This is a genomic window from Xanthomonas sp. WHRI 10207 (assembly GCF_040202975.1).
Classification (GTDB): Bacteria; Pseudomonadota; Gammaproteobacteria; order Xanthomonadales; family Xanthomonadaceae; genus Xanthomonas.
This window is the reverse complement of the sequence record NZ_JBEGDX010000009.1, coordinates 113,232-138,651: the sequence shown is the minus strand read 5'-3', so window position 1 is coordinate 138,651 and position 25,420 is coordinate 113,232. Positions and strand designations below refer to the sequence as shown.

Genomic DNA, 25,420 nt, shown 5'->3' with positions numbered 1-25,420 from the left:
CCGACCCCATGCCCACCTCCTTGCCGCTGACCTTGCACGACGACCGCCTGTTGCCAGCCGACCCCGGCACGCGGGCGATTGCGCGCCGGTTGTATGCGCAGATCGCCACGCTCCCCATCATCAGCCCGCACGGCCATACCGACCCGGCCTGGTTCGCGACCAATGCCGCGTTCGCCAATGCCACCGAACTGTTGCTGGTGCCCGATCACTACGTGTTCCGCATGTTGTACAGCCAGGGCATCGACCTGGATGCGTTGGGTATCCCGCACGCCGATGGCACGCGCGCACCGGTGGACCCGCGCGCGGCATGGCGCGTGTTTGCTGCGCACTACACGTTGCTGCGCGGCACGCCGTCGGCGGTGTGGCTGAATCATGTCTTCCACACCGTCTTCGATCTGCGCATCCGTCTGGATGCTGGCACTGCCGATCATTACTACGACCACATTACCGCCGCGCTGCAGACGCCAGGCTTTCGTCCGCGTGCGCTGTTCGAGCGTTTCAACATCGAGGTGATCGCCACCACCGAATCGCCGCTGGACACGCTGCAGCATCACGCAACCATTCGCGACAGCGGCTGGGCCGGCCGTGTGGTGACCGCGTACCGCCCGGACCCGGTGGTGGACCCGGAGCATGAGCAGTTTGCCGGTGCACTGCAGCAGTTCGGCGCGCTTACCGGCGAAGACGTGCTGACCTGGCCAGGCTATCTGCGCGCGCACCGACAACGCCGCGCATTCTTCGCCGCGCACGGCGCGACCTCCACCGATCATGGGCATCCCAGTGCCGCCACCGCCGATCTGTCGCCTGGCGAGGCGCAACGCCTGTTCGACACCGTGGTGCGTGGCGCTGCAACGCCGCAACAAGCCGAGTTGTTCCGCGCACAGGTGCTGACCGAAATGGCGGCGATGAGCCTGGACGATGGCCTGGTGATGCAGCTGCATCCGGGCTGCTTTCGCAATCACAACCGGCCGTTGTTTGAGCGCTACGGGCGCGACAAGGGCGCCGATATTCCGATGCGCACCGACTATGTGCATGCACTCAAGCCATTGCTGGATCGCTACGGCAACGACCCGCGCCTGCGCCTGATCGTGTTCACCCTTGACGAAACCAGCTACAGCCGCGAACTGGCACCTTTGGCCGGCCATTACCCCTCGCTGCTGCTGGGCCCGGCATGGTGGTTTCATGATGCGCCGGAGGGCATGTGGCGCTTCCGCGAGCAGACCCTGGCCAGCGCCGGTTTCTACAACACGGTGGGTTTCAACGACGACACGCGTGCATTCCTGTCGATCCCGGCCCGCCACGATGTCGCGCGGCGGGTGGACAGCGCGTTCCTGGCCAAGCTGGTCGCCGAGCATCGGTTGGAGGAAGACGAAGCGGTGGAGGTGGCGATGGATCTTGCGTATCGGCTGCCCAAGCAGGCTTACAAGCTGTGATGCAACCGCTGCGCTGCGTGTGCGGCAGTGATACGACGCAGCAGCGGCGTGCAACGTCGCGTCATACGCAAGGCGGGGGGCTGAGGTCATGACCAACGGACAGTCGCCACGCGCTGCAACGTGGCGCAATGCCATGCGCGTTAGCTGCACCAACATGATCTACACCGTCATGATCTGTGCCGGGCTTGCACTGCCCACCCTCGATGCCACCGCACAGACCAGCGCACCGCGCGAGCGGGTGTCGCTCAACGCGCAATGGCGCTTTCAGCGTGACGACCCGCCGGGCAATACGGTGGTGCTCGATTACGACGCGCGCCCGCAGGTGATCCGCAGCGAAGACGGCAAGGTGGCCGATGCGCGCCCGGATCAGGCGCAGCAGCTGCGTGCAGCGGCCAAGGACGTGCTCAAGCCGTGGATTCTGCCAACCGCCAACGCCCTGATCGCCGACCCGGCGCAACGGCATCGACGCCCGCCCGGCAATCCCGGCAATGACGTCGCGTATGTGCAGCCGCAGTTCGACGATAGCCGCTGGCAAACCGTGGATTTGCCACATGACTGGGCTATCGCCGGGCCGTTTCTGGTCGATGGTCCGTACGGCGGCATGGGACGTCTGCCGAGTTGGGGCATCGGCTGGTATCGCAAAACCCTGGACATTCCGGCCAGCGATCGCGGCCGCTCGCTGTTTCTCGATCTCGATGGCGCGATGTCCTATGCCACGGTCTGGCTCAACGGCAGGCTGGTCGGCGGCTGGCCTTACGGCTACAGCTCCTGGCGTGTGGACCTGACACCGTATGCGATTGCCGGCGCGCGCAACCAGCTGGCGATTCGTCTGGATAATCCACCCGACTCGGCGCGCTGGTATCCCGGTGGCGGGCTGTATCGCAATGTGTGGCTGACCAAGACCGCGCCGCTGCACATCGCACAGTGGGGCACGCAGCTGACCACCCCCCAGGTGTCGGCTGCATCGGCACAGATCCAGCTGGCCGTGACGCTGGATAACGCTGCGCGCACTGCGGCGCAGGCGCAGGTCAGCACCGCCATCTACGTACTCGACGCGGCAACGGGCACACGCAGTGGCGATGCGGTCGCGCAGATTCCCGTAGCGCAGATTGCCGTGCCTGCCGGCGGTAGCACCCGCGTGCAGGGCAGCGTGCAGATCGACGCACCACGCCTGTGGGGCCCACCGCCGACCCAGCAACCGCATCGCTACGTGGCGGTGACCGAGGTGCGCCAGCGGGGGCAGGTGGTGGATCGCTATGAAACCCCGTTCGGCATCCGCAGCATCGTGTTCGATGCGGACAAGGGGCTGCTGGTCAACGGCGAGCATGTGCCGATTCGCGGGGTGAACAACCATCACGATCTCGGCGCGCTCGGTGCCGCGTTCAATGTGCGCACCGCCGAGCGGCAGTTGCAGTTACTGCAACAGATGGGGGCCAACGCCATCCGCATGAGCCACAACCCACCCGCACCGGAGCTGCTGGAACTCACCGATCGTATGGGCCTGCTGGTGGTGGACGAGGTGTTCGACAGTTGGGAGATGAAGAAGACGCCGCTGGATTTCCATCTGGTATTTGGGCAATGGCATGAGCCGGATCTGCGCGCGATGTTGCGACGCGACCGCAACCATCCGTCGGTGATGCTGTGGAGTGTCGGTAATGAAGTCGGCGAGCAGTACACCGGGCAACAGGGCGCGGCCATCGCGCGCACGCTGCACGCCATCGTGCATGACGAAGATCCGTCGCGGCCGGCCACGGTCGCGATGAACTACGCCTCGCCGGACATGCCATTGCCGGCTGCGCTGGATGTCATCAGCCTCAACTACCAGGGCGAGGGCATCCGCGATGCGCCGGAGTTTGCAGGCACCGAGCGCATCCGCAAACCGCCGCAATACCCGGCATTTCATGCCGCATTTCCGCACAAGGCCATTGTCAGCAGCGAAACCGCGTCGGCCCTGAGCAGCCGCGGTGTGTATCTGTTTCCGGTGAGCCCGGACATCAGCGCGCCGGTACGCGACGGGCGCGGCGGCGATTCGGTGGCGCATCAGGTCAGCGCCTACGAGCTGCATGCGGTGGACTTCGGCTCCAGTGCCGACAAGGTGTTTGCGGCGCTGGATCGGCACCCGTATGTCGCCGGCGAATTCGTCTGGACCGGCTTCGACTATCTGGGCGAGCCCACGCCGTATTACAGCTCGCGCAGTGCGTATTCGGGCATCTTCGATCTGGCGGGGTTTCCCAAGGATCGTTACTGGTTGTATCAGGCGCGCTGGCGCCCGCAGCTGCCCATGGCGCATCTGCTGCCGCACTGGAGCTGGCCCGGCCGCGAGGGCCAGGTGACGCCGGTACATGTGTTTACCTCCGGCGATGAGGCCGAGCTGTTCGTCAATGGTGTCTCGCAGGGGCGCAAGCGCAAGCGCGCGCTGCACTACCGGCTGCGCTGGGACGATGTGGTGTACCAGCCCGGCGAGCTGCGTGTGCAGGCCTACAAGGACGGCAAGCCGTGGGCCAGCGACCGCGTGCAGACCGCCGGCCGCGCGGCGCGCCTGCAGATCACGCCCGACCGCAGCCGCATCGACGGCGACGCCCGGGATCTGAGCTTCGTCACCGTGCAATTGCTGGATCGCGACGGACGTCCTGCGCCCACCGCCGGCGACCGCCTGCGGTTTCGGATCGATGGCCCGGGCGAACTGGTCGCCACCGACAACGGCGACCCCACCAATCTGGAGTCGTTCGCTTCGCCGCAACGCAACGCCTTTAACGGGCTGTGCCTGGCGATCGTGCGGGCGAAGGCGGGCGCACGCGGCACCATCACGCTGCATGTCGAATCGGACAGCCTGGACGCCGCGCAGGCACAGATCGTGGCGCAATGATGGCGCTGCCCACTACCTGTTGCCTGCAGCACCTCACCTTGGAACCTGCCATGCACAAGCACCTGCCCGTTCTTGCAACCCTGTTGCGCATTGCCATTGTGGGCGTCAGCGCGATCGCCGCCCTGCCCGCAGCCGCGCGTTGCGATACCGTCAGCACATCGCTCAAGCACGCGTATGCCGACGGGTTCTTGCTCGGCACTGCGGTCAATGCCGACATCGTCTCCGGCAAGGACGCCGCGGCCGCCGCATTGGTGGCCTGCCACTTCAACGCGGTCACCCCGGAGAACGTGATGAAGGCCGAGGTCGTTGCGCCGCGCCCGGGCGTCTTCGACTTTCGTGCTGCAGATGCGTTCGTGGACTACGCGCAACGCAATCATCTGTTTGTGGTGGGGCATACGCTGGTCTGGCACAACCAGACCCCGGACTGGTTCTTTGTGGATGCCCAGGGCAAGCCCAATAGCTCGGCCGCGCAGATCGAGCGCATGCGCGCGCACATCGCAGGCGTGGCCGGGCGCTACGTCGGCAAGGTGCAGGCCTGGGATGTGGTCAACGAGATCATCGACGAAGACGGCAGTTACCGTTCCACCAACTGGGTACAACGCGTGGGCGATGGCGACACCGTGGTGCGCAATGCGTTTACCTTTGCACAGCGGTATGCACCGGACGCGGAGCTCTACTACAACGACTTCAACGCATGGCGGCCGGCCAAGCGCGACGGCATCGTGCGCATGGTCAAGATGCTGCAGCAATCCGGCATCCGTATCGACGGTGTCGGCATGCAAGGGCACTGGGGGCTCGACTATCCCAGCCTGCGCGATATCGAAGACGCCATCGACGCCTACGCCGCACTCGGCATCAAGGTCATGATCACCGAGCTCGATGTGGACGTGCTGCCGCTCACCAAGGAAGGCCAGGTCATCGGCACCGGGTTGGCGCACAAGCAGTTCCAACTGCCAGAATTCAAGCGCTTTCTGGACCCCTACCGCGATGGGCTGCCGCCTGCTGTGCAAGCGCAATTGCGCGACCGCTACGCGGAGCTGTTCGCACTGTTCTGGCGTAAGCGCGACAAGCTTGCGCGCGTGAGCGTGTGGGGCGTCAGCGACGGCATGTCGTGGAAGAACGATTACCCGGTGCCAGGCCGCACCAATTACCCGCTGCTATTCGACCGCAATCACCAGCCAAAACCGGCGCTGGATGCGGTGTTGGCGGTGCCTGCGAGCGCTGGTCGATAGTCGCGTTCGCCAATATGCGCAGGGACCCTGCCGCCGCATGATGGCATGATGCACTCACCTGGATTTCCGGACTTCCCGATGCGCTTGCCGTCCTATCTGTTGTTGGCCGTTCCGTTGTTGGCGATTGTCGCTGCCTGCACCAAGAAGGATCCGCCGCTGCCGCGCTTCCCAGCCATCGGGCATGTGGAAACTTTCGATCGCCGCTTCGGCGATGTGGTTGCCGCAGACGCGCGGATCGAGAAGCTCACCGAAGGCTTCACCTGGTCCGAAGGCCCGGCATGGGTGCGCAATGGCGGCTATCTGTTGTTTACCGATGTGCCGGAAAACAAGCTGTATCGCTGGTCCGAACAGGCCGGCCTGTCGGTGTTGCTATCGCCTTCGGGCTATGTCGGCCCGGAGCAGGCCACGCTACGCGAAGCCGGTGCCAACGGACTGTATGCCGAGCCCGATGGCACCGTGTTGCTGGCCGACTCCGGTACCCGCATCGTCGCCAGGCTCGACCCGGGCACACGCAAGAAAACACCGCTGGCTACCAGCTTCGATGGCAAACGCTTCAATAGCCCCAACGATGTGGTCCGTCGCACTGACGGCGTGGTGTTCTTCACCGACCCGCCGTACGGCTTGAAGGATCTGAACGACTCGCCGGTCAAGGAGCTGCGTTTCAACGGCGTCTATCGTCTGGACACCGATGGCAGCGTGCATCTGCTGGACGACAGCCTGAGCTTCCCCAACGGCATTGCGCTCTCGCCCGATGCGCGCACCTTGTACGTTTCCAATTCCGATCCGGAACGGCCGATCTGGATGGCGTACGCGCTCGACGCGCGTGGCGCGGTCACTAGCAAGCGTGTGTTCGCCGATGCCTCGGATCTGGTGGGCAAGGACTCGCCAGGGCTGCCGGACGGCATGGCGGTGTCCGCCGACGGTCACCTGTTCGCCACCGGCCCCGGCGGCGTCATCGTCTTCAACCCGGCCGGCCAACGCCTGGGCCGCATCGAAACCGGCGAAGCCATCTCCAACTGCGCCTTCGGCAACGACGGTCACACGCTCTACATGACCTCGCACGCGATGCTGACACGCGTGCGGGTCAAGGCGCTGGGGTTGCAGTTTGCGCGGTAGCACCTATCGGGCGATCAAACCTTAGCCCATCCAGTCGCCGCTCTCGTAGGAGCGGCCCTGGCCGCGATGCAGCGTTACCGATAGCCCCGCATGACACGTCGCTTTCCCTTCAAGCCACTCCTGCGATTCGACTCGGCTGTCGCCCACGCTGCTTAGCGCATGGCTTCCGCGTTATCTAACACCAGCACATCATCCAGCTCCGGACCACCACCCCGGTTGCCGCTGCCCGCAACGATGTAGAGATCGTCGCCGACTGCTGCGGCCTGGGTGCCGTGACGCCCTTGCGGGAGTGCGGCCAGCGCTGTCCAAGTAGATTTAGCCGGGTCGTAGGCTTCTACCTCGTCATGCGCTTTGACCTGACGCATGCTCTCGCCACCGATGATCAGCAGCTGGCCATTGCGCACGATGGCGGCGGTGCCCGCACGCTGCGTCGGCAAGGCCGCCGGCGCGACTGACCATGTGCCGCGTTGAATATCGTAGATGTCCACTTCCGGAATCGTCTGCGCCAGGGTGTTGCCGCTTTCATGCGCGGACCTGCGCCCACCGGCGGCGTACAGCTTGCCGTCGATCACTGCCGCATGAAAATGGTCGCGTGCGTGCGGGGCGTCGGCCAGCTGCGTCCACTGCTGGGTCTTGGTGTCGAAGGCGTCCAGCCACGGCACATAGCCACTCATGTGTCCGCGCGCGTTGCCGCCCACCAGATACAGCATGCCCTCATGCACAACTGCGCCTGCCGCGCCACGCCGACGGTGTGCGGGAATCTCTGGCCCCACCTGCCAGGTGTCGGTCTGCGGATCGTAGATCAGCAGATGGGTCAGCGAGGCTTCCTCCGGGTAATTGCCGGTAAATCCGCCTACAAAATACAGCTTGCCCGACACCACCACTGCTTGCGCGTGGCTCACCATCAGCGGTGGCGCACTGCCTTGCGACCAGCGACGCGTTCGGGTGTCGAAGATGTCCGAGGGCCGCTGGTCGCGCCCGCCGATCAGATACAACCGCTCGCCGATGGCCACCATGCTGTTCTCGTGACGTGCATGCGGTGTGGTATCGGCGTGGATCTGTTTCCAACTCTCGCTTGCACCGATCTGATTGTGCGATGCCCGCTCTACGGCACACGCGTCCTCGACCGACAGTGCAAGGAGCGGCGCGGCGAACGCGACGGCGGTGATGACGGCTAGTGCTGACAGTTTCAAGGCATGTTCCCTCCGATGACAACGTGTGATCGAGTGTATCGGCACGCCGATGCCACGTCTTCGCTGCGAGCAGACTGATCCATAGGTGATCAATCGCGGTTCGATGGGCAATTCGACGTGGTCAGCCTTTCACGAGCATGCAGCAGCGCGGGTTCGCGTCGCCGCTTCAGGCGGCTGCCATTGAATCGACGACATACGCGGTGCATCGCAGGCTTGCAGCAATCATCGGCTGATTTGCTGGGTCATCGTGCAGCGCCGACGCATGGCACTAGGGAGTACGCGTCATTCTTTGGCGATTAGTTGATTGGCGTTGCGCGGGCAGTCGCTGCAGCGCATGTAGCACAGACAGGTCAACGATAATCGACGGCTACACGTCTTCACGTAAGCTGCATCGCAGATGCGAACACTACCGGTCACGCTTCCTGTCAGGACTCTTCGCATGGCGCGCACCGCTACGACGCACACGGTTGATCTCTCACCGCCAAAGAATGTCGCGCAGGCGGCCGCACGCGGCCTGAAGCTACGTGAGCAGCATGGGCGTGGCGGCACCGCGATTGGTGTGGCGCGTGCGCGCGATCTGTCCGCGCAGAAGTCGCTATCTGCACAGACGATACGGCGCATGCATGCGTACTTCGCACGTCACAGCGTGGACAAGCAGGGCAAGGGGTGGGCAGATGCCAAGGCACCTTCGGCCGGGTACATCGCCTGGCTGTTGTGGGGCGGCGATGCCGGGCAACGCTGGGCAGAGCGGGTGTTGCGGCAGCTGGACGCGCAGGCCACCACCAAGACGGCCACCCCATTGAAGCGGAGCACCAGCAGTACCGCTGCCGGAGGCAAGAAGGCTGCGACCAAGACAAGCGCAGCCAAGAAAGCAGCATTTAAAAAGGCCGTCAAGAAGGCCGTGGCGAAGACGGCCGTCGCTAAAACGACGGCGAGTAAAAAAGCAGCTGGCAAAAAGAGCAACGCGGGGTCTGTCGTGAAGGGGGTTGCAAGGAAAGCCAGCAAGAAGACAGCCAGCAAGAGGACAGCCAGCAAGAGGACAGCCAGCAAGAAGACAGCAGCCAAGAAGGTGTCGACCAAAAAGGCTGACACTCGCAACCGCGCTGCAAAGAAACGTGTTACTGCTCGTAGTGCAAACACGAGCGGCACGAAACAGGCCGCGCCTTGGACCAAGCCCAATCCGGTCAAAAAGTCGGCCTCAACGTCGCTGTCTCCTGCCCAAAAAGCCAAAGCCAAAAAGCGCGCCAAGGCAGCCGGCCGGCCGTATCCGAACCTGGTCGACAATATGGCAGTGGCCAGCAAGCGCAGTAGCACCAAGCGTGCGAGCAAGTCGAGTACGGCGAAGAAGGCGGCAACAAAGCGTTAGCGGTTGTCAGCGGATGCCCGCCATCGGGTCACGCTGCGTCAGCGTCAGAAGCGTGGCCGCAGCGGAGTAGCGTTGCGGCCTTATCAAGCCAGGCGGCCGGCAAGCGTTGCCAGCAATCGTCACCTGGGCAGTAATGGCGGGCTCGGCGCGGCGCACCTTCAGCGGCCGTATGCGGCATACCGATCCGAGCACCGACCCTGCCTGTTCGCCGACGACGCAAGCGGTAGGCCAGCTTCGCTAGGGGGCGGGTCGGTGCCGCTTGCTATCGCCGCGGCAACGGTCCGAGCAGTACTTCACCTCGTCCCAGACCTTCTCCCACTTCTTGCGCCAACGGAATGGCCGCCCGCATTGCACGCAAACCTTCTCCGGCAGATCCTGCTTTTTGCGCATTGCCATGTCTATGGTGGTAACGCATGTCGTCGTGAACACGGAGGTCAAGCATGTCACAGCGACACGCAGCGCCGAAACCCACACGTGATGCGTCTCGCCTGGCGTGCCGCAGATTCATCGCGGATGTGTCGGTCCGAAATCCAAGATCACCTGCCTTGATATAGTGCAGGCCAATCTTCCAGCGCAGATGCTGTCGCACAACACAGCCGCTGTGCATCATTTCAAGATAGGGACGTGTGTGAAGCTATTCCTGCTCGTGTCGTCGGCGCTTCTCTACCTGGTCGCGCTATGCCTTCCCGTGCTGCATGGGGGCGGAGATGACATCGGCGGTCTGGTCATCCTGCTGTTCGGTTGGATGCAGGTGCTCGACGGTCAATGCATTGCCTGGATGAGCAATCCGCTGTTTTTCATCGCCTTGCTCTGCTATTTCCTCAAGCTGTACCGGATGGCGTCGGCCTTGACGCTGTCGGCCTGCCTGATCGGGTTGGACACCTTTCGCGCAACAAAATTTGCAAAGAACGAAGCCGGGCACGAGGTGCTGATCGATCACGTCGGTGTGGCGTTCTATGTGTGGGAGTTTAGCTTCCTGGCGCTGCTTGCGCTGGTAGTGATACGTCTTTCAGAATCCAGGCGTCAGGTCGAAGTAGGTTAAAGCCACCACTGGCGTTTGAACGCCGATCATCTGCAGGCAGGAGTCCACGATGAGCACCCAGAGCAAGGTAGTTGACCAAACCATCCCAATCCTGCCCAGCCGCTCGATTGCGCAGACGCTGGCGTTCTATCGGCGGCTCGGGTTTGAGGGCGATGCGCATCCGCATGATGCGGGATACACGATCATGCGGCGTGGCGCTGTGGAGCTGCATTTCTTTGCGCATCCGGATCTCGACCCGGCTGCTTGTTATGCGGGGTGCTATCTGCGGGTGGGTGATGTAGATGAGATCTACGCGGCGATGCAGTCGGCGGCACTTCCGCAGCGCGGCATTCCGCGGATCGACTCGGTGGCCGACAAGCCTTGGGGGATGCGCGAGTTTGCGATTGTGGATGAGAGCGGCAATTTGCTGCGGATTGGTCAGGTCATTGCAGCCGGGTAACCGGGCAGGGATTCACGACGCGGGAGCATCGGATTCGACTCCCGTCGACAGCGCTCGACGGCAATGCTGACGCTGGCGCCGCGTTAGATTGCATGCCCGCTGATCTGCCATCGCGTCAGGCAGTGGCGCATTGCGTATCGCAGCGCTTTCAAAGCAGCACTTTCAAATCGATGGCCGACATATCGCTGGCCGAAATGGCGCCCAGCGCATCCGCTAGACAACACGCATCGCGACAAGCGCTTTCTCCACGTCGTGCGGTGTCGCGGCACCCAGCGCAGCGTACGCGGTAGTCAGCGCTGCAGAAAACCGCACATCCGCAGACAACGGTGCGAACACGGCATCCAGCTTGAGAAATAAGGCGATATCGTGGCCGGCATCGCCGGTTGCGTCGCGTCCCAGCGCGCTGAGCACCTCGCTCAAGGGATCGATCAGCGCAGTGCCGGTGTGCGCCTGCCTGCGAACGAACTGCAGCCACGCGGCCAGCGGCAGGCAGAGGCGATCGATCGGTTGGCCTGCAGCGAGCGCGTCGCCGATCGTGGAGAGCAGCCGCACCGGAAGCTTTTGCGAGCCGTCCCAGGCGATCTGTGCCAACAGATGGCGGATGGCGGGATTGCGGAACCGCGCAAGGATGGCATCGCTGTAGCGCTGCGCGTCGAAGCCCGGCATGGGCTGCAGGGTGGGGGCGATGTCCTGGCGCATCAGTGTTTCGACAAAAGCTGCTAATGGAGGCTGACGCATGGCGTCGGCCACGGTGTCGCGCTCCAGCAGACTGCCGAGATAGGCGAGTGCGGAGTGTGGTGCGTTGAGCAAGCGCAGCTTGGCGCGCGCGTAACCGGCGATGTCGTCGCTCAGCACGACACCGGCGCGCTCCAGCGCAGGACGTCCATTGCAGAAGCGATCTTCGACAACCCACTGGGTGTAACGCTCGCGCTGGATAGGCCATGCGTCGGACTGACCGAGTTGCGCTTGCACCTGCTGGCGCACCGCATCGTCGGTGGCTGGCGTGATGCTGTCGACCATCGAGCGCGGAAAGCTGACGTGCTGGTCGATCCACGCCGCAAGCGCGGGATCGTGCTGGCCTGCAAGCGTCACCACCGCGCGACGCAGCAGGCTGCCGTTGTCGGCCAGGTTGTCGCAACTCAGTGCGGTGAACGGTGCGATGCCGCGCTGCAAGCGCTGTTGCAGGCCGGCCACCAGATAGCCGATGGCGCTCCGGGGTGCGGCGGGGCTGGCGATGTCGTGCACGATATCGGGGTGGCTCAGATCCAACGTATCGCCGGCCAGGCAGTAGCCTTTTTCGGTGATGGTGAGCGTGACCAGGCGCACCGCTGGGTCGGCGAGGCGTGCGAGTACCGCAGCGTGTTCGTCCGCAGCGCACAACACTTCGCGAATGGAGCCGATGACGCGCAGCTGCGGCGTTTCGTCGAGCAGGGCGAGTGTGTAGAGACCATCCTGCGGACGCAGGGCGTCGCGCACCTGCGGGCTGTGCAGCGAGACGGCGCTGATGGCCCAACTTGGGTCGGTGGCAAGCAGGTCATCGATGTAGACCGCCTGATGCGCGCGAAAAAAAGCGCCAGCGCCCAGATGCACGATACCGATGGTGGTGGCTGCAGTGTCGTAGCCAGGGGTGATGACAGAGTGCGGTAGCGCGGCGAGTGTACTGCGTGACAAGCGTGGCGTTGGCATATGGGTTTCTGCGAGACGTGTTGCCTGGTGAAGGTGCGTGGGGCCGTACCCTCACCCCAACCCCTCTCCCGGTGGGAGAGGGGCTAATGCTTTACTTTTTGTCGATGGTGAAAACTTTTTTGGCGCGGATGTCGCTGCTGGACGCACCAATCTGCACTTCATACGTACCCGGGTCCACGGCGTACGACTTGCGCTGCTCGTCGTAGATACGCAGGTCGGTCTGTGGGGCGATGGTGAAGCTCACCTCGCGGTGTTCGCCCGGTTGCAGGGTGATGCGCTGGAAGCCACGCAGCTCCTTGCCGGCACGTTCGCGTTGCGGTGCGAGTGGATGCAGGTAGAGCTGTACCACTTCGTCGCCCGCACGTTGACCGGTGTTCTTCAGGGTCATGCTTGCGCGTAGCGTGCCATCGGCTGCGACGGTGTTGCGATCCAGGCGCAGGTTCGAATACGCAAATTGCGTGTACGACAGGCCATGGCCGAACGGGTACAGCGGTGTGCCGTTGAAATAGCGATAGGTGCGGCCGCGCATGGCGTAATCATCGAAGGCCGGCAAGCGCTCGTTTTCCTTGTAGAACGTGATCGGCAGACGACCGCCGGGATTGGCTTGACCAAACAACACATCGCCCACCGCGCTGCCGCCGCGCTGGCCGGGATACCAGGCCAGCAGAATTGCGGGGATGTGCTGCTGCGCCCAATCGATGGCCAGTGCCGAGCCGGTGGTCAGCACCATGACCACCGGCGTGCCGGTGGCCTGCAATGCCTGCAGTAAGTCACGTTGCGGTTTGGGCAGGCGGGTGTCGGTGCGGTCGCCACCGGCAAAGCCGGGGTAGTTGACGTCCATCTCTTCGCCTTCGACATCGCCAGTGAGCCCGCCGACGAACACCACCACCTCCGCGTTACGCGCGGCGTCCACGGCTTCCTGCAACGGTGGCTTGGCGCCGGGCATGCGCCAGGCCAGACGCACCCCGGCATCGCGGGTGGCTTCGTAATACTCCACGCGCAGGTCGTAGGCCTTGCCGGCTTCCAGGTGCACGCTGGCGTTGCCGCTGCGCATGCGCGGTGCATCGCTCCACTGGTCGATCAGCAACTTGCCATCCAGCGATAGCCGCACGCCGTCATCGGCGGCGATCTGCAGTTCGTAATCGCCGGTGACCGGCGGCAACAGCTGGCCGTGCCAGCGCACGCTGAAGTCGTCTTTCTCCAAGGCCTGCCCGGGCTGCAGTTCGCCACGGCCCAGCGCATCGTCGGTCGGCGCATTGCGGTCCCAGCGGAACGCAATACGCGGGTCGATGCGGGTGAGCACCGGTTGCCCGGCCAAGCTGCGTCCCTTGAAGTACTCACCGGTCAATCCGTTTTGTTTGGCATCGGCGGCTGGACGCAGATAGCGCGCGTCGATCGGCGCGGCGGCGTTGGGGTCTTCGCGTCCTTCCACCAAATCGCTGCCGCGCGCATACACCACCTGCGCCTGTGGCGCCGCATCGCGAATACCTTGCAGGATGGTGACAGGCGCGGCAGGCGTGCCGTAGTAATTGCCCAGCAGCGACATCGGGTCGTCGGCGGTGGGGCCGACCACGGCGATGCGTTTGAGCGTGGATTTGAGCGGCAGCAGGCCATTGTTTTTCAGCAGTACCAGCGATTCGCGCGCGGTGCGGCGTGCCAGTGCATCGTGCTGCGGCGATTGATTGGCCGATGCGGGAATCTGCGCCCAGGGCACCTTGGCCGGTGGGTCGAACATCCCCAAGCGCATGCGCGTGGTCATCAAGCGCTTGAGCGAGGTATCGATGGTGGCTTCGTCAATCAACCCGGCGCGCACTGCCTTGGGCAATGCCGCATAGGTGTCGCCGCAATCCAGGTCGGTGCCGTGTTTGACGCCCAATGCGGCAGCAGCCTCTGGCGTGGGGACGATCTTGTGGTTCTGCCAGATGTCGCGGATCGCCGCGCAGTCGCTGACGATATAGCCATCGAAGCCCCAGTCGTTGCGCAGGATGCCTTCCAGCCGCGTGCTGGCCGAGGCAGACTCGCCGTTGACGCGGTTGTAGGCGCCCATCACCGCGGCCACATGGCCTTCCTGCACCAAGGCCTGAAATGCGGGCAGGTAGGTCTCATACAGATCGCGTTCGCTGGGATGCACATCGAAGTGGTGGCGGTCGGCTTCCGGGCCGCTGTGCACCGCGTAGTGCTTGGCGGTGGCATCGAGCTTGCGATATGCGCCCTGCTGCGCCTGCAGGCCTTGCACGAAGGTCACGCCCATGCGCGCGGTGAGAAACGGGTCTTCGCCGTAAGTTTCCTGGCCGCGGCCCCAGCGTGGGTCGCGGAAGATGTTGATGTTGGGCGACCAGAACGTGAGCCCTTGGTAGCGCTTGTGTTCGCCGCGCGCCAGAAAGCCGTGATGTTTGGCGCGCGCTTCGTCGCTGATCGCGGTGGCGACCTCGGCCATCAGCGGGGTGTCGAAGGTGGCTGCCAGCCCGATCGCCTGCGGAAACACCGTGGCGCCACCGGCGCGCGCCACGCCGTGCAGCGCTTCGTTCCACCAATCGTAGGCGGGCACCTGCAGGCGCGGGATGGCCGGCGCGGCGTTCTGCATCTGCGCGGCTTTTTCGTCCAGCGTCATGCGCGACACCAGGTCGGCGGCGCGTGTCTCGAACGGCAGTTGGGTGTCCAGATACGGCGGCGGTGTGGCCGCCTGGGTAGTAGTGCTTGCGACGGCAATCGCCAGCAGCAGGCCGGCGACCAGGGCGCGGCGCGGGCCGGTGGTGAAACGGGCAGGGTGCGAAAGCATGGTCAGTCCTCCTTGGTACGGTCCGGTTGCAAACGGGCGAAGGGCCCGATCATGCTGCCGACGAAGCCGCCGGCCTGTGCGGTGCTGAGCATGCCGGCGTCGTCGTCGCGGCGCAGCGATTGCCAGCCGGCGCCGGTGGCGTCGTAGCCGAAGCTGTACGCGCCACCATCGCCACTGATCTGCAGCCGCAGCTGCGTGGTGGTGGCCGGGATGCGGGTGCGCGCCAGCGTGGTGGTGCTGGCGCCGTCGCGCTTGTCGACAAACACTTCCAGTGCAGCGCCGTCGCGGCGCACGCCCAGTGCATACCACGCGTTGGCGTTCTGGAACGCGGCCAGCCCGGCCTGCACGCCGGCCTGCGTAGGCACCGCCAACGCGGTGCTGGCATGAAAGCGGGTGTGTTGCTGGCGACGCGCCACAAACGCGGGCGTGCCGCTGCCTTCCAGGCCTTGCGCGGTCGCATGCAGGGTCAACCAACCGGCGCGTGCCTGCGTATCGGCCACCGCGCGTTTGGGTACGCGCAAGCTGAGCCATTCGCGCTGCAAGGTGGCGGCAGTGAAGTCGTCGTGCCAGGTGAAGTTGCCCGACAGCGGCGCCTGGTCGACAGGCGACCTTGCCCCTGCAGGTGCGTTGGCGATGGAAGGAATCGGTGTGCCGGCGGGCAGGATCGACGGCCAGCCATCGCGCCATTGCACCGGCAACAAGAACGTTTCGCGCCCGGTGTTGTAGCGCTCGCCGGAGTACGGCCGGCTGGCCAGAAACACCGCCCACCATTGTCCGTCGGGAGCTTCGACAAAATCGGCATGACCGGCATTGCTGACCGGATGCGCACGCTCGGCGGGCAGGTCGCGCTGGGTGAGGATGGGGTTGTGCGGCGAGGGCGCATACGGCCCCCATACGTTGCGGCTGCGCAGCACCACCTGCGAATGTTGCGGCCCGGTGCCGCCTTCGGCGCACGACAGGTAGTACCAGCCGTCGCGTTGATACAGGTGCGGGCCTTCGATCCAGATCGGCTTGCTGGCCAGGTCAACGCCACCGTTGAGCAGCACCTTGCGCGGGCCGGTGGACTGATTGGTGGCGATGTCGAAGCGCTGCATCCAGATCGCGCGGTGGCCTTCGTACAACGGTGTACCTTCCGGTGGGCCGTTGTTGAGCAAATACGCGCTGCCATCGGTGTCGAAGAACAACGACGGGTCGATGCCATCGATGCTCGGCAACCATGTGAGCGCCGACCAGGGGCCGGACGCGCGTTCGGCGCTGGCGATGAAATTGCCGCCGCTGTCCACCGACGTACCCACCACGTAGAAGCGCCCGTCGTGATGCCGAATGCTGGCGGCAAACATGCCGCGCGATACGCCCAGGCCGTCGTAGTCGAGCTGGTCGGCACGTTCGACCACATTGCCGATCTGCGTCCAGTGCACCAGATCGCGGCTCTCGAACACCGGGATCGCCGGAAAATACGCAAACGTGGAATTGATCAGGTAATAGCGCTCGCCCACGCGGCTGATGCTGGGATCCGGATAGAAGCCGGCCAGGATCGGGTTGCGGTACTGACCAGCTGCCAGCGGCGCGGCGAACACCGCATCGTCGCCGCGATAATCGAACCAATCGAAGGCGACATCGGCAGTGATAGCGGCGCTGGCCTGCGCCTGCGCCACACCAGGCGCAAGCGCTGCCATCAGCAAGCTCAGCGCTGCCGGCAACAGGCGCATCACCAGTCCCACATCGCGCCGTCTTCCAGGCGTGCAATCGGCAATTGCTTGGGCACATAGGGATACTTGGCAGCGAGTTGTTCGTCGATGTCCACGCCATGCCCTGGGGTTTCGCCGCAATGCAGGCGCCCGTCGCGGAACACGTAGTCGTGCGGGAACACCGCATTGGCTTCGTCGGAATGGAACATGTACTCCTGGATGCCGAAGTTGGGCACCCAGGTGTCGAAGTGCAACGCCGCGCCCATGCACACCGGCGACAGATCGGTGGCGCCATGGAAGCCGGTACGCACCTGATGCAGGGCGGCAAAATCCGCCAGCCGCCGCACATGGGTGATGCCGCCGGCGTGCACAATCGTGGTGCGGATGTAGTCGATCAGTTGCTGCTCGATCAGGTGCTTGCAGTCCCAGATCGAATTGAACACTTCGCCCACCGCCAGCGGCGTCACCGTGTGCTGGCGAATGATCTCGAACGCGCGCTGGTTTTCCGCAGGCGTGGCATCTTCCAGCCAGAACAGCCGGTATGGCTCCAGATCGCGGCCCAGGCGCGCGGCTTCGATCGGTGTGAGCCGGTGATGCGCATCGTGCAGCAATTCGATTTCATCGCCGTGATCGTTGCGCAGTTGCTCGAACAGTTTCGGCACCACACCGAGATAGCGCGGGGTGGACCACACGGTTTCGGTGGGCAGTTCGCTCTCGGCCGGCTCGTAGGGCTTGCCGCCGCTGGAAATGCCATAGGTCTTCTTGATGCCGGGCACGCCACATTGCGCGCGGATGGCGATAAAGCCCATCTCGCGGAAGCGGCCCACTTCGTCGCTGGTTTCGGCGATATCGCGGCCGTTGGCGTGGCCGTAGACCAGCGCACCTTCGCGCGAGCGCCCGCCAAGCAGTTGGTACAGCGGCATGCCGGCCATCTTGCCCAGGATGTCCCACAGCGCCACGTCCACCGCGGCAATCGCGCTCATCGTCACCGGGCCACGGCGCCAGTAAGCACCGCGATAGAAGAACTGCCAGATGTCTTCGATACGGCCGGCGTCGCGGCCGATCAGGTTGGGCACCAGGTGTTCCTGCAGATACGCCGCCACCGCCAGCTCGCGGCCATTGAGCGTGGCATCGCCCAGCCCGGTGATGCCCGAGCGGGTGCGGATCTTCAAGGTGACGAAGTTGCGGCCCGGGCAGGTAACGATGACGCGCGCCTCGACGATCTCGCGATCGCGGGCCGAGCCTTGCAGCGGAGCAGGGGAGTCGGGGGTCTGTGACATCGTGGTCTCGCTCATGGGGAAGAGGCGGTAGTGATGGGAAGTTCGAACGGACCTGCGGGCAGCCCGCTGCGGTCGTACAGCGTGCATACCGGGCTGTCGGCCCAGCAGTAGCGCACGCGCGTTGCGGTGATGCCGGAAGGAATGCGCAGGCTGACTTCGCGGCCCTGCAGCGTGGCGCTGGTGTAGCGGCAACTGTTGGCTGCCGCGGCGCAGACTTCAAAGCCGATCGGTGCGTCGTTGCCATAACTCAGCAACGCCGCTTCCACGTCGTCGAAAGCGATGCGGATACTGTCGCCATCGCGACGTGCGCTGCGCGACACCGGGCCGGATGGCGCAATCGTCTCGCCATACACCACATGCCGCGCTGCACGCGCCAGGCGCCGCCCAAGTTCCTGCTTGTTGGCGGGATGGATGTCGTAGCGGTCGCCGATGTCGATGGCCACCGCCAGGCCGGCATGCGCATCGTCGGCAACGAAGCGGCGCTGCGCCTCGCGCAACTGCGCCCAACCGCTTTCCACCGGTTGCGTGGGCGGCGCGCCGTAATTGGCCAGCTGCACAACCAGCAGCGGCAGCTGCGCACCGAAGCGTGCACGCCAGTCGCGCTGCCACGCCTGCAGCAGCGCCGGGTAATGCACCGCATCGCCGGCATTGGATTCGCCCTGATACCACAGCACGCCACGCAGCCCGAGCTGGCCAAGCGGGGCGATCATGCCGTTGTACAAGGTGGTCAGCCCGGCGGCCGACGACCACGGCGCACGTGGCGGTGTGCCCAGTTGCGGCGACACGATCTGGTACTGCCAGGGCGCATCCAGCGGCAACGTGCTGCCATCGGCAAACTGCAGTGCACGCGATGACGCATCGCCCAGCAATCCACCACGGCGATAGGTGTTGAGCACGTTGAGCACGATGCTGTTGCGCCCGGCATGCAGGTGGCCGCGCGGCAGCGTGTAGCGGCGAGGCTGATCGGCACCGTAACTGCTGCCTACGCCCGTGCCATTGACCCAGGTCTGGTCCAGCTCGTCCACCGGCCCCAGCAACAGGGTCGCTTGCTGCGCGGCCTGCGCTGCGGTCAGCTCAATGGTGGTGCGGTACCAGACCATGCCGTTGAAACCGACCAGCTGCGGCACGCCCCAGTCGTCCCATGCGCCCAGCGCCGCAGGGGCGGGTTGCCACGCGCCCGGCGCATCCGGTTGCCATAGTGTGCCGTCGCCATGCGCACGCCACCAGGTTTCCCACAACGTGCCCCAGCGCGGCGCGGCATCGGTCGGGTTGGTGGCGTAACGCGCCAGCACGTCCAACGCCGGACCATCGTCGCCTGCCGTACGCAATGCCTTGTCGCCGATCCAGGCCTGCATCTGCGAGCCGCCCCACGAGGCGTTGATCAAGCCCATCGGCACCGCGACGGTCTTCTGCAATTCGCGTGCAAAGTAGTAACACGCCGCAGAAAAGTCCTTCACCGTTTCCGGCGTGGTGAGTTGCCATGCCACCTCGCCACCGAAGCGTGTCTGTGGCGTGGGGCTGGATTGCGCCGGCACCTTGAACATGCGGATGCTGGGGTGATCGGCATCGGCAATTTCGCTGCGCGCATCCAGCGAGCGGTGCACCTGCAATTCCATGTTCGACTGGCCCGAACACAGCCACACATCGCCAATCAATACATCGCTCACCTGCTGCGTCGCGCCGTTGGGCGTGCTCGCCTGCAAGCGGTACGGACCACCGGCCGGGTGTGCAGGCAGGCGCGCCTGCCAATGGCCATTACGGTCGGCGCGTGCCTGCACCTGCTGCGCATCCAGCTGCAAGATGACGCGTGCGCCGGGCGCCGCATCGCCCCAGACCTTGATCGGTGCATCGCGCTGCAACACCACATGATCTTGAAAGAGCGCATGCAGCAATGGTGCATCGGCAGCCTGCGCAGCGTTGGACAGCATCGCCGCAGACAGTAGCACCGCCAGGGTCGTCATCACGCGCGCGCTCATTTCGGATTTCCTGGTGCGTAGGGAAATTTCAATGCCTGGTAATACGCCAGCGGATGCGCAGGCGGTACCACGCCGGCCGGCAATGCGCGCCCGGAGACGCTCTGAAAATAGGCAATGCTGGCATCGCGCCACCACTGCGCCTCGTTCTGCTGAATGTCCAGAAAATCGCGCACCTGCTGGTAGCGCGGCGCATCGATCTTGCCTGCCAGGCCTTGCCAGGTCGCACGCATCGCACGCACTTCGTCCACGCCATGGTCGTAATGCCACACCAGCTCATCCCACAGCGGCCGCCCGGAGGCCATGCGCCGGTCCCACGGCACATGGTGGAACCACAGCAGGGACTGCTCGGGCACGCGCTGCACATCGCCGAACACACGCGCCACCGGCGCGGCGTATTGCGCCACCGCATTGCTGCCGCTGGCGCTGCGATCGAAGCCAATGCCGTTGCGATCGGCGCGGTGGTAATACACCGGGTCCCAATCCGGCCGCTCGCTGCCCGCATCCCACGGTGCCGGCCCGTAATGATGGCCGCGCCCCATCAGGTGGTGCAGCCCGAGCGGGGTCATGTAATCCACCACCGCCTCGCGCGAGCGCAGCATCATGCCGACCACCGGCGTTACCACCGCAGGGTCGTTGGACAGGGTCATGTGCACCCAGTCCTGCGCGATGGCCTCTGGCGATAACGCCGGATCCCACGCCAGCCGCCCGTAGGCGTACCAGTTGGCCTGATCGAAAAGCGAGCCGCTCCAGTTGCGATCCGCCCCGATATTGGCCACGCCGGCAATGCCGGTGAGGCGCGGACGCTTGCCAGCGTTGAACAGCGTGCCGTCCAACGTTTTTGCCACCGTCGAGCCCTTGCCGCGCGCATAGGTATCGGCCTGCAGGGTCTCGGCAAACAGCGTGCCCAGATACGCCAGATGGGTGGAAAAGCCCAGATACTCCTTGGTGATCTGAAACTCCGGCATCAGCGGTGTCTTGTGCATCGCGCCGAACAACGGATGAAACGGCTCGCGCGGTTGAAAGTCGATCGCACCGTTTTTGACCTGCACGATCACGTTGTCGCGGAAGGCGCCGTCGAGCGGCATGAACTCGCTATACGCCTGCTTGGCGCGATCGTCCGGCTGCTCGTGCGAATACACGAACGCGCGCCACATCACCACGCCGCCGTGTGGCGCCAGCGTGTCGGCCAACAGGTTTGCACCATCGGCATGGGAGCGCCCGTAATCCTGCGGTCCGGGCTGGCCTTCGGAGTTGGCCTTGACCAGGAACCCGCCAAAATCCGGAATGCGTGCGTAGATCTCGTCGGCCTTGGTCCGCCACCACTGCTGCACCTGCGGGTCCAGCGGGTCGGCGGTGCGCAGGCCGCCAATCTCGATCGGCGCACTGAAGCGCGCGCTGAGAAACACGCGGATGCCGTACGGACGAAACACCGTGGCCAGCGCCGCGGCCTTGTCCAGATACTGCGGAGTCAGGCTCCAGGCTTTGGCATTGACGTTGTTGAGCACGGTTCCGTTGATGCCCAGCGATGCGTTGGCACGCGCATAGTCGGTGTAACGCGGGTCCAGGTAGCCGGGCAGGGTCTGCCAGTTCCACAACGATGCACCGGCATAGCCGCGCTCCACCACGCCATCCAGGTTGTCCCAATGGTTGAGCATGCGCAGCTGCAAGCGCGGCGATTCGCGTGCGCTCAGCGCGGTGATCGGCTGGCCGGTCTGCAGCAGGCGCAGGAAATGAAAGGCGCCATACAACGCACCGACATCGCTGCCGCCCACGATGGCGGTGGCGCGATGCCCATCCACACGTACCGTCTGGATCAGATACCCCTCACGGCCCAGATCGCCGGTTTTCAGCTGCAATGCGGCGATTTGCGGTGCGTTGGCGTCGCCGAGCAAGAGTGCGCCATCGGCCGTCACCGTGGTAGCGCTCTGCAATGCGTGGCCGAGCAAGCCCTGTACGCCGCGCGCCAGCTCATCGCGCGCCGCATGCAGGGTGGGAGAATCGCCGGCAACCACCAAGGTCCGTGCGCTTGCCTGCAACTGCGCGGCGTCGCGCACCGTCTGGTAGCGCAACCATAATTCGTAGCCATCTTCGGCCTGTACCGGTGCCGCCGGCAGTAGCACAGCGCCCAACAGCACCAGACACATCAGCGCCAACGCACGCACGCTTGCGCGAGTGCGTCCCATCGGCCAAGCGCTCATGCCGTACGCTCCGATGCGGCACCAGCGGTTGCGCGCATCACCCCGCTCTGTCTGCTTCCCGGTACCATGACGTGCATCCTCATGCGCGCACCCGCTGCACGTGCACCAGCAGCAACACGCATGCATCCGCCAACGTTCGTTCGCACTTGAAGAGGCCACGCTTGGAGAAGGTCAGGAAATCGGTCCGCCGCACCAGCCGCGCGACCACCATCGACGAGGTAGCGGCGCTGGCAAAGGTGTCGCCGATGACCGTTTCGCGTGTGGTCAACAACAACGGCAGCGTGCGCGATGCTACCCGCGAGCGCGTGATGCGTGCGGTCGACAAACTCGGCTACACACCCAACCTCGCCGCAAGTGCGCTGGCCGCTGCGCAGAGCACGCGCATTGCGCTGATCTACAGCGATCCCAGCGGCGCGTATCTGCGCGAGTTGCTGCTGGGCGTGTTGCGAGTCGCCTCGCGCACTTCGATCCAGCTGGTGATCGACTGCTGGGACGACCTGGACGCCGATGCCGAACGCAAGGCCGCGCGCAAACTCGCCAAGGGTGTGGCCGGGGTGATCCTGCCGCCGCCGTTGTGCGAATCCCGTGCTGCGGTGCTGGAACTGGTGCGCGCCAAGGTGCCGGTGGTGGTGATCGCGTCCAATCATTTCAGTCCCGACGTGGCCTGTGTGCGCATCGATGAATTTGCTGCGGCCAAGGAGATCACCGAGCATCTGATCGAGCAGGGGCATACCCGCATCGGCTACATCGCCGGACATCCCAATCTGTCGGCCAGCACGCGGCGTTTCGAAGGGTTTCAGGCCGCGCTTGCGCAAGCCGGGCTGCGTCTGGACAAGCATCTGGTGCAACCTGGCGACTACACCTACCGCTCGGGTCTGCTGGCGGCCGAAAAACTGCTGGCCCGCAAGCGCCGTCCCAGCGCGATCTTCGCCAGCAACGACGACATGGCCGCTGCGGCCATCTCGGTGGCGCATCGGCGTGGGCTGGACGTGCCACGCGATCTGTCGGTCGTCGGCTTCGACGACACCTCCGCCGCCACTGCCGTCTGGCCCGAACTCACCACCGTGCAGCAGCCCATCGCCGCCATGGCCGATGCCGCGCTGGACATCTTGTTGAAGACGATTCGCGCCAAGGAGCGCACGTCGAAGATGGTCGATCATGTGGTCGCGCACCTGCTGGTCAAGCGGGATTCGGTGGCCGCACCGATCGCAATCGGCCCGGCCGAGTAAAAGCGGCTAGCGCACCACGGTGTCGCTGCAAGGTGGGCGCTAGCTGAGTTGTGCATGTCTCACGTGCTTTGCGGTTGTCGGTGCAGTGATCCCCTGACTAAAGCACCACGTTGTTAGCCATGTCGATACGTCGCGCGGTCGCGTGCATCGCGTGGTGGCACTGCACGCAGTTGCCGTACACGCGCGGCGTCATACCGCGCGCATGCGATGGCAAACATCAACGCGTCAGGTACTGATTGATCAGGTTTTCGTAGGCTTCCTGGCGGCCGCTGATCTGGGTCGGCACATTGCCGGCCGCATGCTTGGCCACGTCCACCAGCGTGCTGGACCCATTGGCGAACGCCGCGCCGGCGCCGCTGTCGAAGCTGGCGTAACGCTCGGCGCGCCAGGTTTCCAGCGGCGAGGAGGTCAGCAGCGCATTGGCCACTTCCAGACCGCGTGCGAACGCGTCCATGCCGCCGATATGCGCCATGAACAGGTCCTGCGGGTCGGACGATTCGCGCCGCACCTTGGCATCGAAGTTCAAGCCGCCCGGAGCCAGCCCGCCCTGCCGCAGCACCACCAGCATCGCGCCGACGGTGTCGTACAGATCGGTCGGGAACTGGTCGGTATCCCAGCCGTTCTGCGGGTTGCCGCGGTTGGCGTCGATGCTGCCGAGCAGGCCGGCATCGGATGCCACCTGCAGGTCATGCTCGAAGCTGTGGCCCGACAACGTCGCGTGGTTGGCTTCGATATTGAGCTTGAAATCCTGGTCCAGGCCATGCTGACGCAGGAAGCCGATCACCGTGGCGCTGTCGAAGTCGTACTGGTGCTTCATCGGCTCCATCGGCTTGGGCTCGATCAGGAAATTGCCTTTGAAGCCGATCGCGCGGCCATAGTCGCGTGCCAGGGTGAGGAAGCGCGCCATGTTGTCCTGCTCGCGCTTCATCTGCGTGTTGTGCAGGCAGGCATAGCCTTCGCGACCGCCCCAGAACACGTAGTTTTCGCCGCCCAATTCCACGGTGGCATCGATCGCAGCCTTGACCTGCACCGCCGCACGCGCCACCACATTGAAGTCCGGGTTGGTCGATGCGCCATTCATGTAGCGCGGGTGCGAGAACAGGTTGGCGGTGCCCCACAGCAACTTGATGCCGGTGTCGGCCTGGCGCTGCTTGGCGATGCCGACCATGTGGGTGAGGTTGCTTTCGTATTCGCCGATGTCGTCGGCATCCGGCGACAGGTCGATGTCGTGGAAGCAGTAATACGGCACGCCGAGCTTGGTGAAGAATTCGAACGCGGCATCGGCCTTGGCTTCGGCGCGCCCCAGCGCGGTGTTGCCCGCATCCCACGGATACGCGCGCGTGCCCGGGCCGAACGGATCGGCGCCGTTGCCGCAGAAGCTATGCCAGTAGGCCACGGCAAAGCGCAGATGCTCGGCCATGGTCTTGTCGCCGATTTTTTTGTTGGCGTCGTAGACCTTGAACGCGAGCGGGTTGTCGGAGTCGCGGCCTTCGAAGCCGATCTTGCCGATGCCGGGAAAATATTCCTTCGCGCCGATGAAAACGGTGTTGCTCATGGGGTGGACTCCTGCAGAAAGGGGGGCGTCATGGGGGAGAGGGATGGCATCGACACACAGCAATAATGGAACGCGCAACGGCCGGTGGCGCCGCGTCGCTGCAGCACATGCCGTAGATCTGTGCATGCGTGTTCTGCTTCGCAACCCAAAAAATGTTAGCGCTACCAAAAAGCCGACTGAAAAAAGCCGCGCCATACAGCGAAGCCCAAGGTGTCATGCCGATCCCAGCTGAAACGTTCCTGCGGACTTTACCCAGCCCGTCGCCGAAAGGCTTGCTGCGCTGCGAGATGCGGACTGTTCCGTGGCTACCGGATGTGGGGATGCCGGTGATGTGCTGGCGTGCTG

The 25,420-nt window shown here is 64.6% G+C and carries 18 protein-coding genes; 8 read left to right on the top strand and 10 right to left on the bottom strand.

What is annotated here, in order from left to right; translation table 11 throughout:
* The first annotated feature begins 8 nt into the window (after positions 1 to 8).
* The 4 genes from uxaC (at position 9) to ABQU90_RS22110 (ending at position 6,644) form a co-directional block, all read left to right on the top strand.
* Positions 9 to 1,430, top strand: a complete 1,422-nt coding sequence (gene uxaC / locus ABQU90_RS22125) for a glucuronate isomerase (protein WP_323523324.1) — start codon at positions 9 to 11, stop codon at positions 1,428 to 1,430.
* A 169-nt stretch (positions 1,431 to 1,599) separates the two neighbouring features.
* Complete coding sequence (galB, locus tag ABQU90_RS22120; RefSeq protein WP_323523325.1) at positions 1,600 to 4,296, top strand: beta-galactosidase GalB; 2,697 nt, start codon at positions 1,600 to 1,602, stop codon at positions 4,294 to 4,296.
* Positions 4,297 to 4,346: 50 nt separating this feature from the next.
* On the top strand, positions 4,347 to 5,528 hold the full coding sequence (locus tag ABQU90_RS22115; RefSeq protein ID WP_323523286.1) for an endo-1,4-beta-xylanase: 1,182 nt from the start codon (positions 4,347 to 4,349) through the stop codon (positions 5,526 to 5,528).
* 78 nt (positions 5,529 to 5,606) lie between these two features.
* Entirely contained in the window at positions 5,607 to 6,644 is a 1,038-nt protein-coding gene (locus ABQU90_RS22110) for an SMP-30/gluconolactonase/LRE family protein (RefSeq protein WP_323523326.1), read from the top strand.
* A 152-nt stretch (positions 6,645 to 6,796) separates the two neighbouring features.
* Here the strand turns inward: ABQU90_RS22110 and ABQU90_RS22105 are convergent, their stop codons facing one another.
* Positions 6,797 to 7,837 carry a Kelch repeat-containing protein gene (locus ABQU90_RS22105; protein WP_430544361.1) on the bottom strand — a complete coding sequence of 347 codons (1,041 nt, stop codon included), beginning with the start codon at positions 7,835 to 7,837 and terminating at the stop codon, positions 6,797 to 6,799.
* 439 nt (positions 7,838 to 8,276) lie between these two features.
* Here ABQU90_RS22105 and ABQU90_RS22100 point away from each other — a divergent pair, with 439 nt between their 5' ends.
* The gene (locus ABQU90_RS22100; RefSeq protein WP_323523287.1) at positions 8,277 to 9,203 is read left to right on the top strand and encodes a DNA-binding protein; all 927 of its coding nucleotides are present in this window, start codon (positions 8,277 to 8,279) and stop codon (positions 9,201 to 9,203) included.
* A 237-nt stretch (positions 9,204 to 9,440) separates the two neighbouring features.
* On the opposite strand, the gene ABQU90_RS22095 is transcribed toward ABQU90_RS22100, so the two are convergent.
* On the bottom strand, positions 9,441 to 9,599 hold the full coding sequence (locus tag ABQU90_RS22095; protein WP_104615202.1) for a DUF2256 domain-containing protein: 159 nt from the start codon (positions 9,597 to 9,599) through the stop codon (positions 9,441 to 9,443).
* 232 nt (positions 9,600 to 9,831) lie between these two features.
* On the opposite strand from ABQU90_RS22095, the gene ABQU90_RS22090 reads away from it, so the two are divergent.
* Both ABQU90_RS22090 and ABQU90_RS22085 read left to right on the top strand, forming a co-directional pair.
* On the top strand, positions 9,832 to 10,245 hold the full coding sequence (locus ABQU90_RS22090) for a hypothetical protein (protein ID WP_323523328.1): 414 nt from the start codon (positions 9,832 to 9,834) through the stop codon (positions 10,243 to 10,245).
* A gap of 49 nt (positions 10,246 to 10,294) precedes the next feature.
* The gene (locus ABQU90_RS22085) at positions 10,295 to 10,684 is read left to right on the top strand and encodes a bleomycin resistance protein (protein WP_323523288.1); all 390 of its coding nucleotides are present in this window, start codon (positions 10,295 to 10,297) and stop codon (positions 10,682 to 10,684) included.
* Between the two features lie 213 nt (positions 10,685 to 10,897).
* Here ABQU90_RS22085 and ABQU90_RS22080 read toward each other — a convergent pair whose 3' ends face one another.
* The 7 genes from ABQU90_RS22080 to ABQU90_RS22050 form a co-directional block, all read right to left on the bottom strand.
* Positions 10,898 to 12,370, bottom strand: coding sequence for a mannitol dehydrogenase family protein (locus tag ABQU90_RS22080; protein WP_323523289.1), 1,473 nt, complete (start codon positions 12,368 to 12,370; stop codon positions 10,898 to 10,900).
* A gap of 91 nt (positions 12,371 to 12,461) precedes the next feature.
* Positions 12,462 to 15,149 carry a glycoside hydrolase family 3 protein gene (locus ABQU90_RS22075; RefSeq protein WP_323523290.1) on the bottom strand — a complete coding sequence of 896 codons (2,688 nt, stop codon included), beginning with the start codon at positions 15,147 to 15,149 and terminating at the stop codon, positions 12,462 to 12,464.
* Positions 15,150 to 15,151: 2 nt separating this feature from the next.
* A complete protein-coding gene (locus ABQU90_RS22070; protein WP_323523329.1) occupies positions 15,152 to 16,837 on the bottom strand; it encodes a glycoside hydrolase family 43 protein in 1,686 nt (561 codons plus the stop codon).
* Positions 16,838 to 16,857: 20 nt separating this feature from the next.
* Positions 16,858 to 18,117: a D-mannonate dehydratase ManD gene (manD, locus tag ABQU90_RS22065; protein ID WP_323523292.1), complete on the bottom strand. Its 1,260-nt coding sequence runs from the start codon at positions 18,115 to 18,117 to the stop codon at positions 16,858 to 16,860.
* Between the two features lie 11 nt (positions 18,118 to 18,128).
* A complete protein-coding gene (locus tag ABQU90_RS22060) occupies positions 18,129 to 20,093 on the bottom strand; it encodes a sialate O-acetylesterase (protein ID WP_323523293.1) in 1,965 nt (654 codons plus the stop codon).
* Positions 20,090 to 22,291 (bottom strand): alpha-glucuronidase family glycosyl hydrolase, encoded by a 2,202-nt coding sequence (locus ABQU90_RS22055; protein ID WP_407078797.1) that lies wholly within the window; start codon positions 22,289 to 22,291, stop codon positions 20,090 to 20,092. Before ABQU90_RS22055 ends, ABQU90_RS22060 begins: the two co-directional genes overlap by 4 nt.
* Before the next feature lie 79 nt (positions 22,292 to 22,370).
* A complete protein-coding gene (locus ABQU90_RS22050; RefSeq protein WP_349780894.1) occupies positions 22,371 to 22,559 on the bottom strand; it encodes a hypothetical protein in 189 nt (62 codons plus the stop codon).
* Here ABQU90_RS22050 and ABQU90_RS22045 point away from each other — a divergent pair.
* Positions 22,501 to 23,520 carry a LacI family DNA-binding transcriptional regulator gene (locus tag ABQU90_RS22045; RefSeq protein ID WP_323539479.1) on the top strand — a complete coding sequence of 340 codons (1,020 nt, stop codon included), beginning with the start codon at positions 22,501 to 22,503 and terminating at the stop codon, positions 23,518 to 23,520. The genes ABQU90_RS22050 and ABQU90_RS22045 overlap by 59 nt on opposite strands.
* A gap of 217 nt (positions 23,521 to 23,737) precedes the next feature.
* Here the strand turns inward: ABQU90_RS22045 and xylA are convergent, their stop codons facing one another.
* Positions 23,738 to 25,075, bottom strand: coding sequence for a xylose isomerase (xylA, locus tag ABQU90_RS22040; RefSeq protein ID WP_115559807.1), 1,338 nt, complete (start codon positions 25,073 to 25,075; stop codon positions 23,738 to 23,740).
* Positions 25,076 to 25,420 lie beyond the last annotated feature (345 nt).

What these genes read in the sequence shown, in the direction of transcription:
- uxaC (WP_323523324.1), top strand. Translation starts at nt 9, where the DNA reads ATGCCCACCTCCTTGCCGCTGACCTTGCACGACGACCGCCTGTTGCCA.
- galB (WP_323523325.1), top strand. Translation starts at nt 1,600, where the DNA reads ATGATCTGTGCCGGGCTTGCACTGCCCACCCTCGATGCCACCGCACAG.
- ABQU90_RS22115 (WP_323523286.1), top strand. Translation starts at nt 4,347, where the DNA reads ATGCACAAGCACCTGCCCGTTCTTGCAACCCTGTTGCGCATTGCCATT.
- ABQU90_RS22110 (WP_323523326.1), top strand. Translation starts at nt 5,607, where the DNA reads ATGCGCTTGCCGTCCTATCTGTTGTTGGCCGTTCCGTTGTTGGCGATT.
- ABQU90_RS22100 (WP_323523287.1), top strand. Translation starts at nt 8,277, where the DNA reads ATGGCGCGCACCGCTACGACGCACACGGTTGATCTCTCACCGCCAAAG.
- ABQU90_RS22095 (WP_104615202.1), bottom strand. Translation starts at nt 9,599, where the DNA reads ATGGCAATGCGCAAAAAGCAGGATCTGCCGGAGAAGGTTTGCGTGCAA.
- ABQU90_RS22085 (WP_323523288.1), top strand. Translation starts at nt 10,295, where the DNA reads ATGAGCACCCAGAGCAAGGTAGTTGACCAAACCATCCCAATCCTGCCC.
- ABQU90_RS22080 (WP_323523289.1), bottom strand. Translation starts at nt 12,370, where the DNA reads ATGCCAACGCCACGCTTGTCACGCAGTACACTCGCCGCGCTACCGCAC.
- ABQU90_RS22075 (WP_323523290.1), bottom strand. Translation starts at nt 15,149, where the DNA reads ATGCTTTCGCACCCTGCCCGTTTCACCACCGGCCCGCGCCGCGCCCTG.
- manD (WP_323523292.1), bottom strand. Translation starts at nt 18,117, where the DNA reads ATGTCACAGACCCCCGACTCCCCTGCTCCGCTGCAAGGCTCGGCCCGC.
- ABQU90_RS22060 (WP_323523293.1), bottom strand. Translation starts at nt 20,093, where the DNA reads ATGAGCGCGCGCGTGATGACGACCCTGGCGGTGCTACTGTCTGCGGCG.
- ABQU90_RS22055 (WP_407078797.1), bottom strand. Translation starts at nt 22,291, where the DNA reads ATGAGCGCTTGGCCGATGGGACGCACTCGCGCAAGCGTGCGTGCGTTG.
- xylA (WP_115559807.1), bottom strand. Translation starts at nt 25,075, where the DNA reads ATGAGCAACACCGTTTTCATCGGCGCGAAGGAATATTTTCCCGGCATC.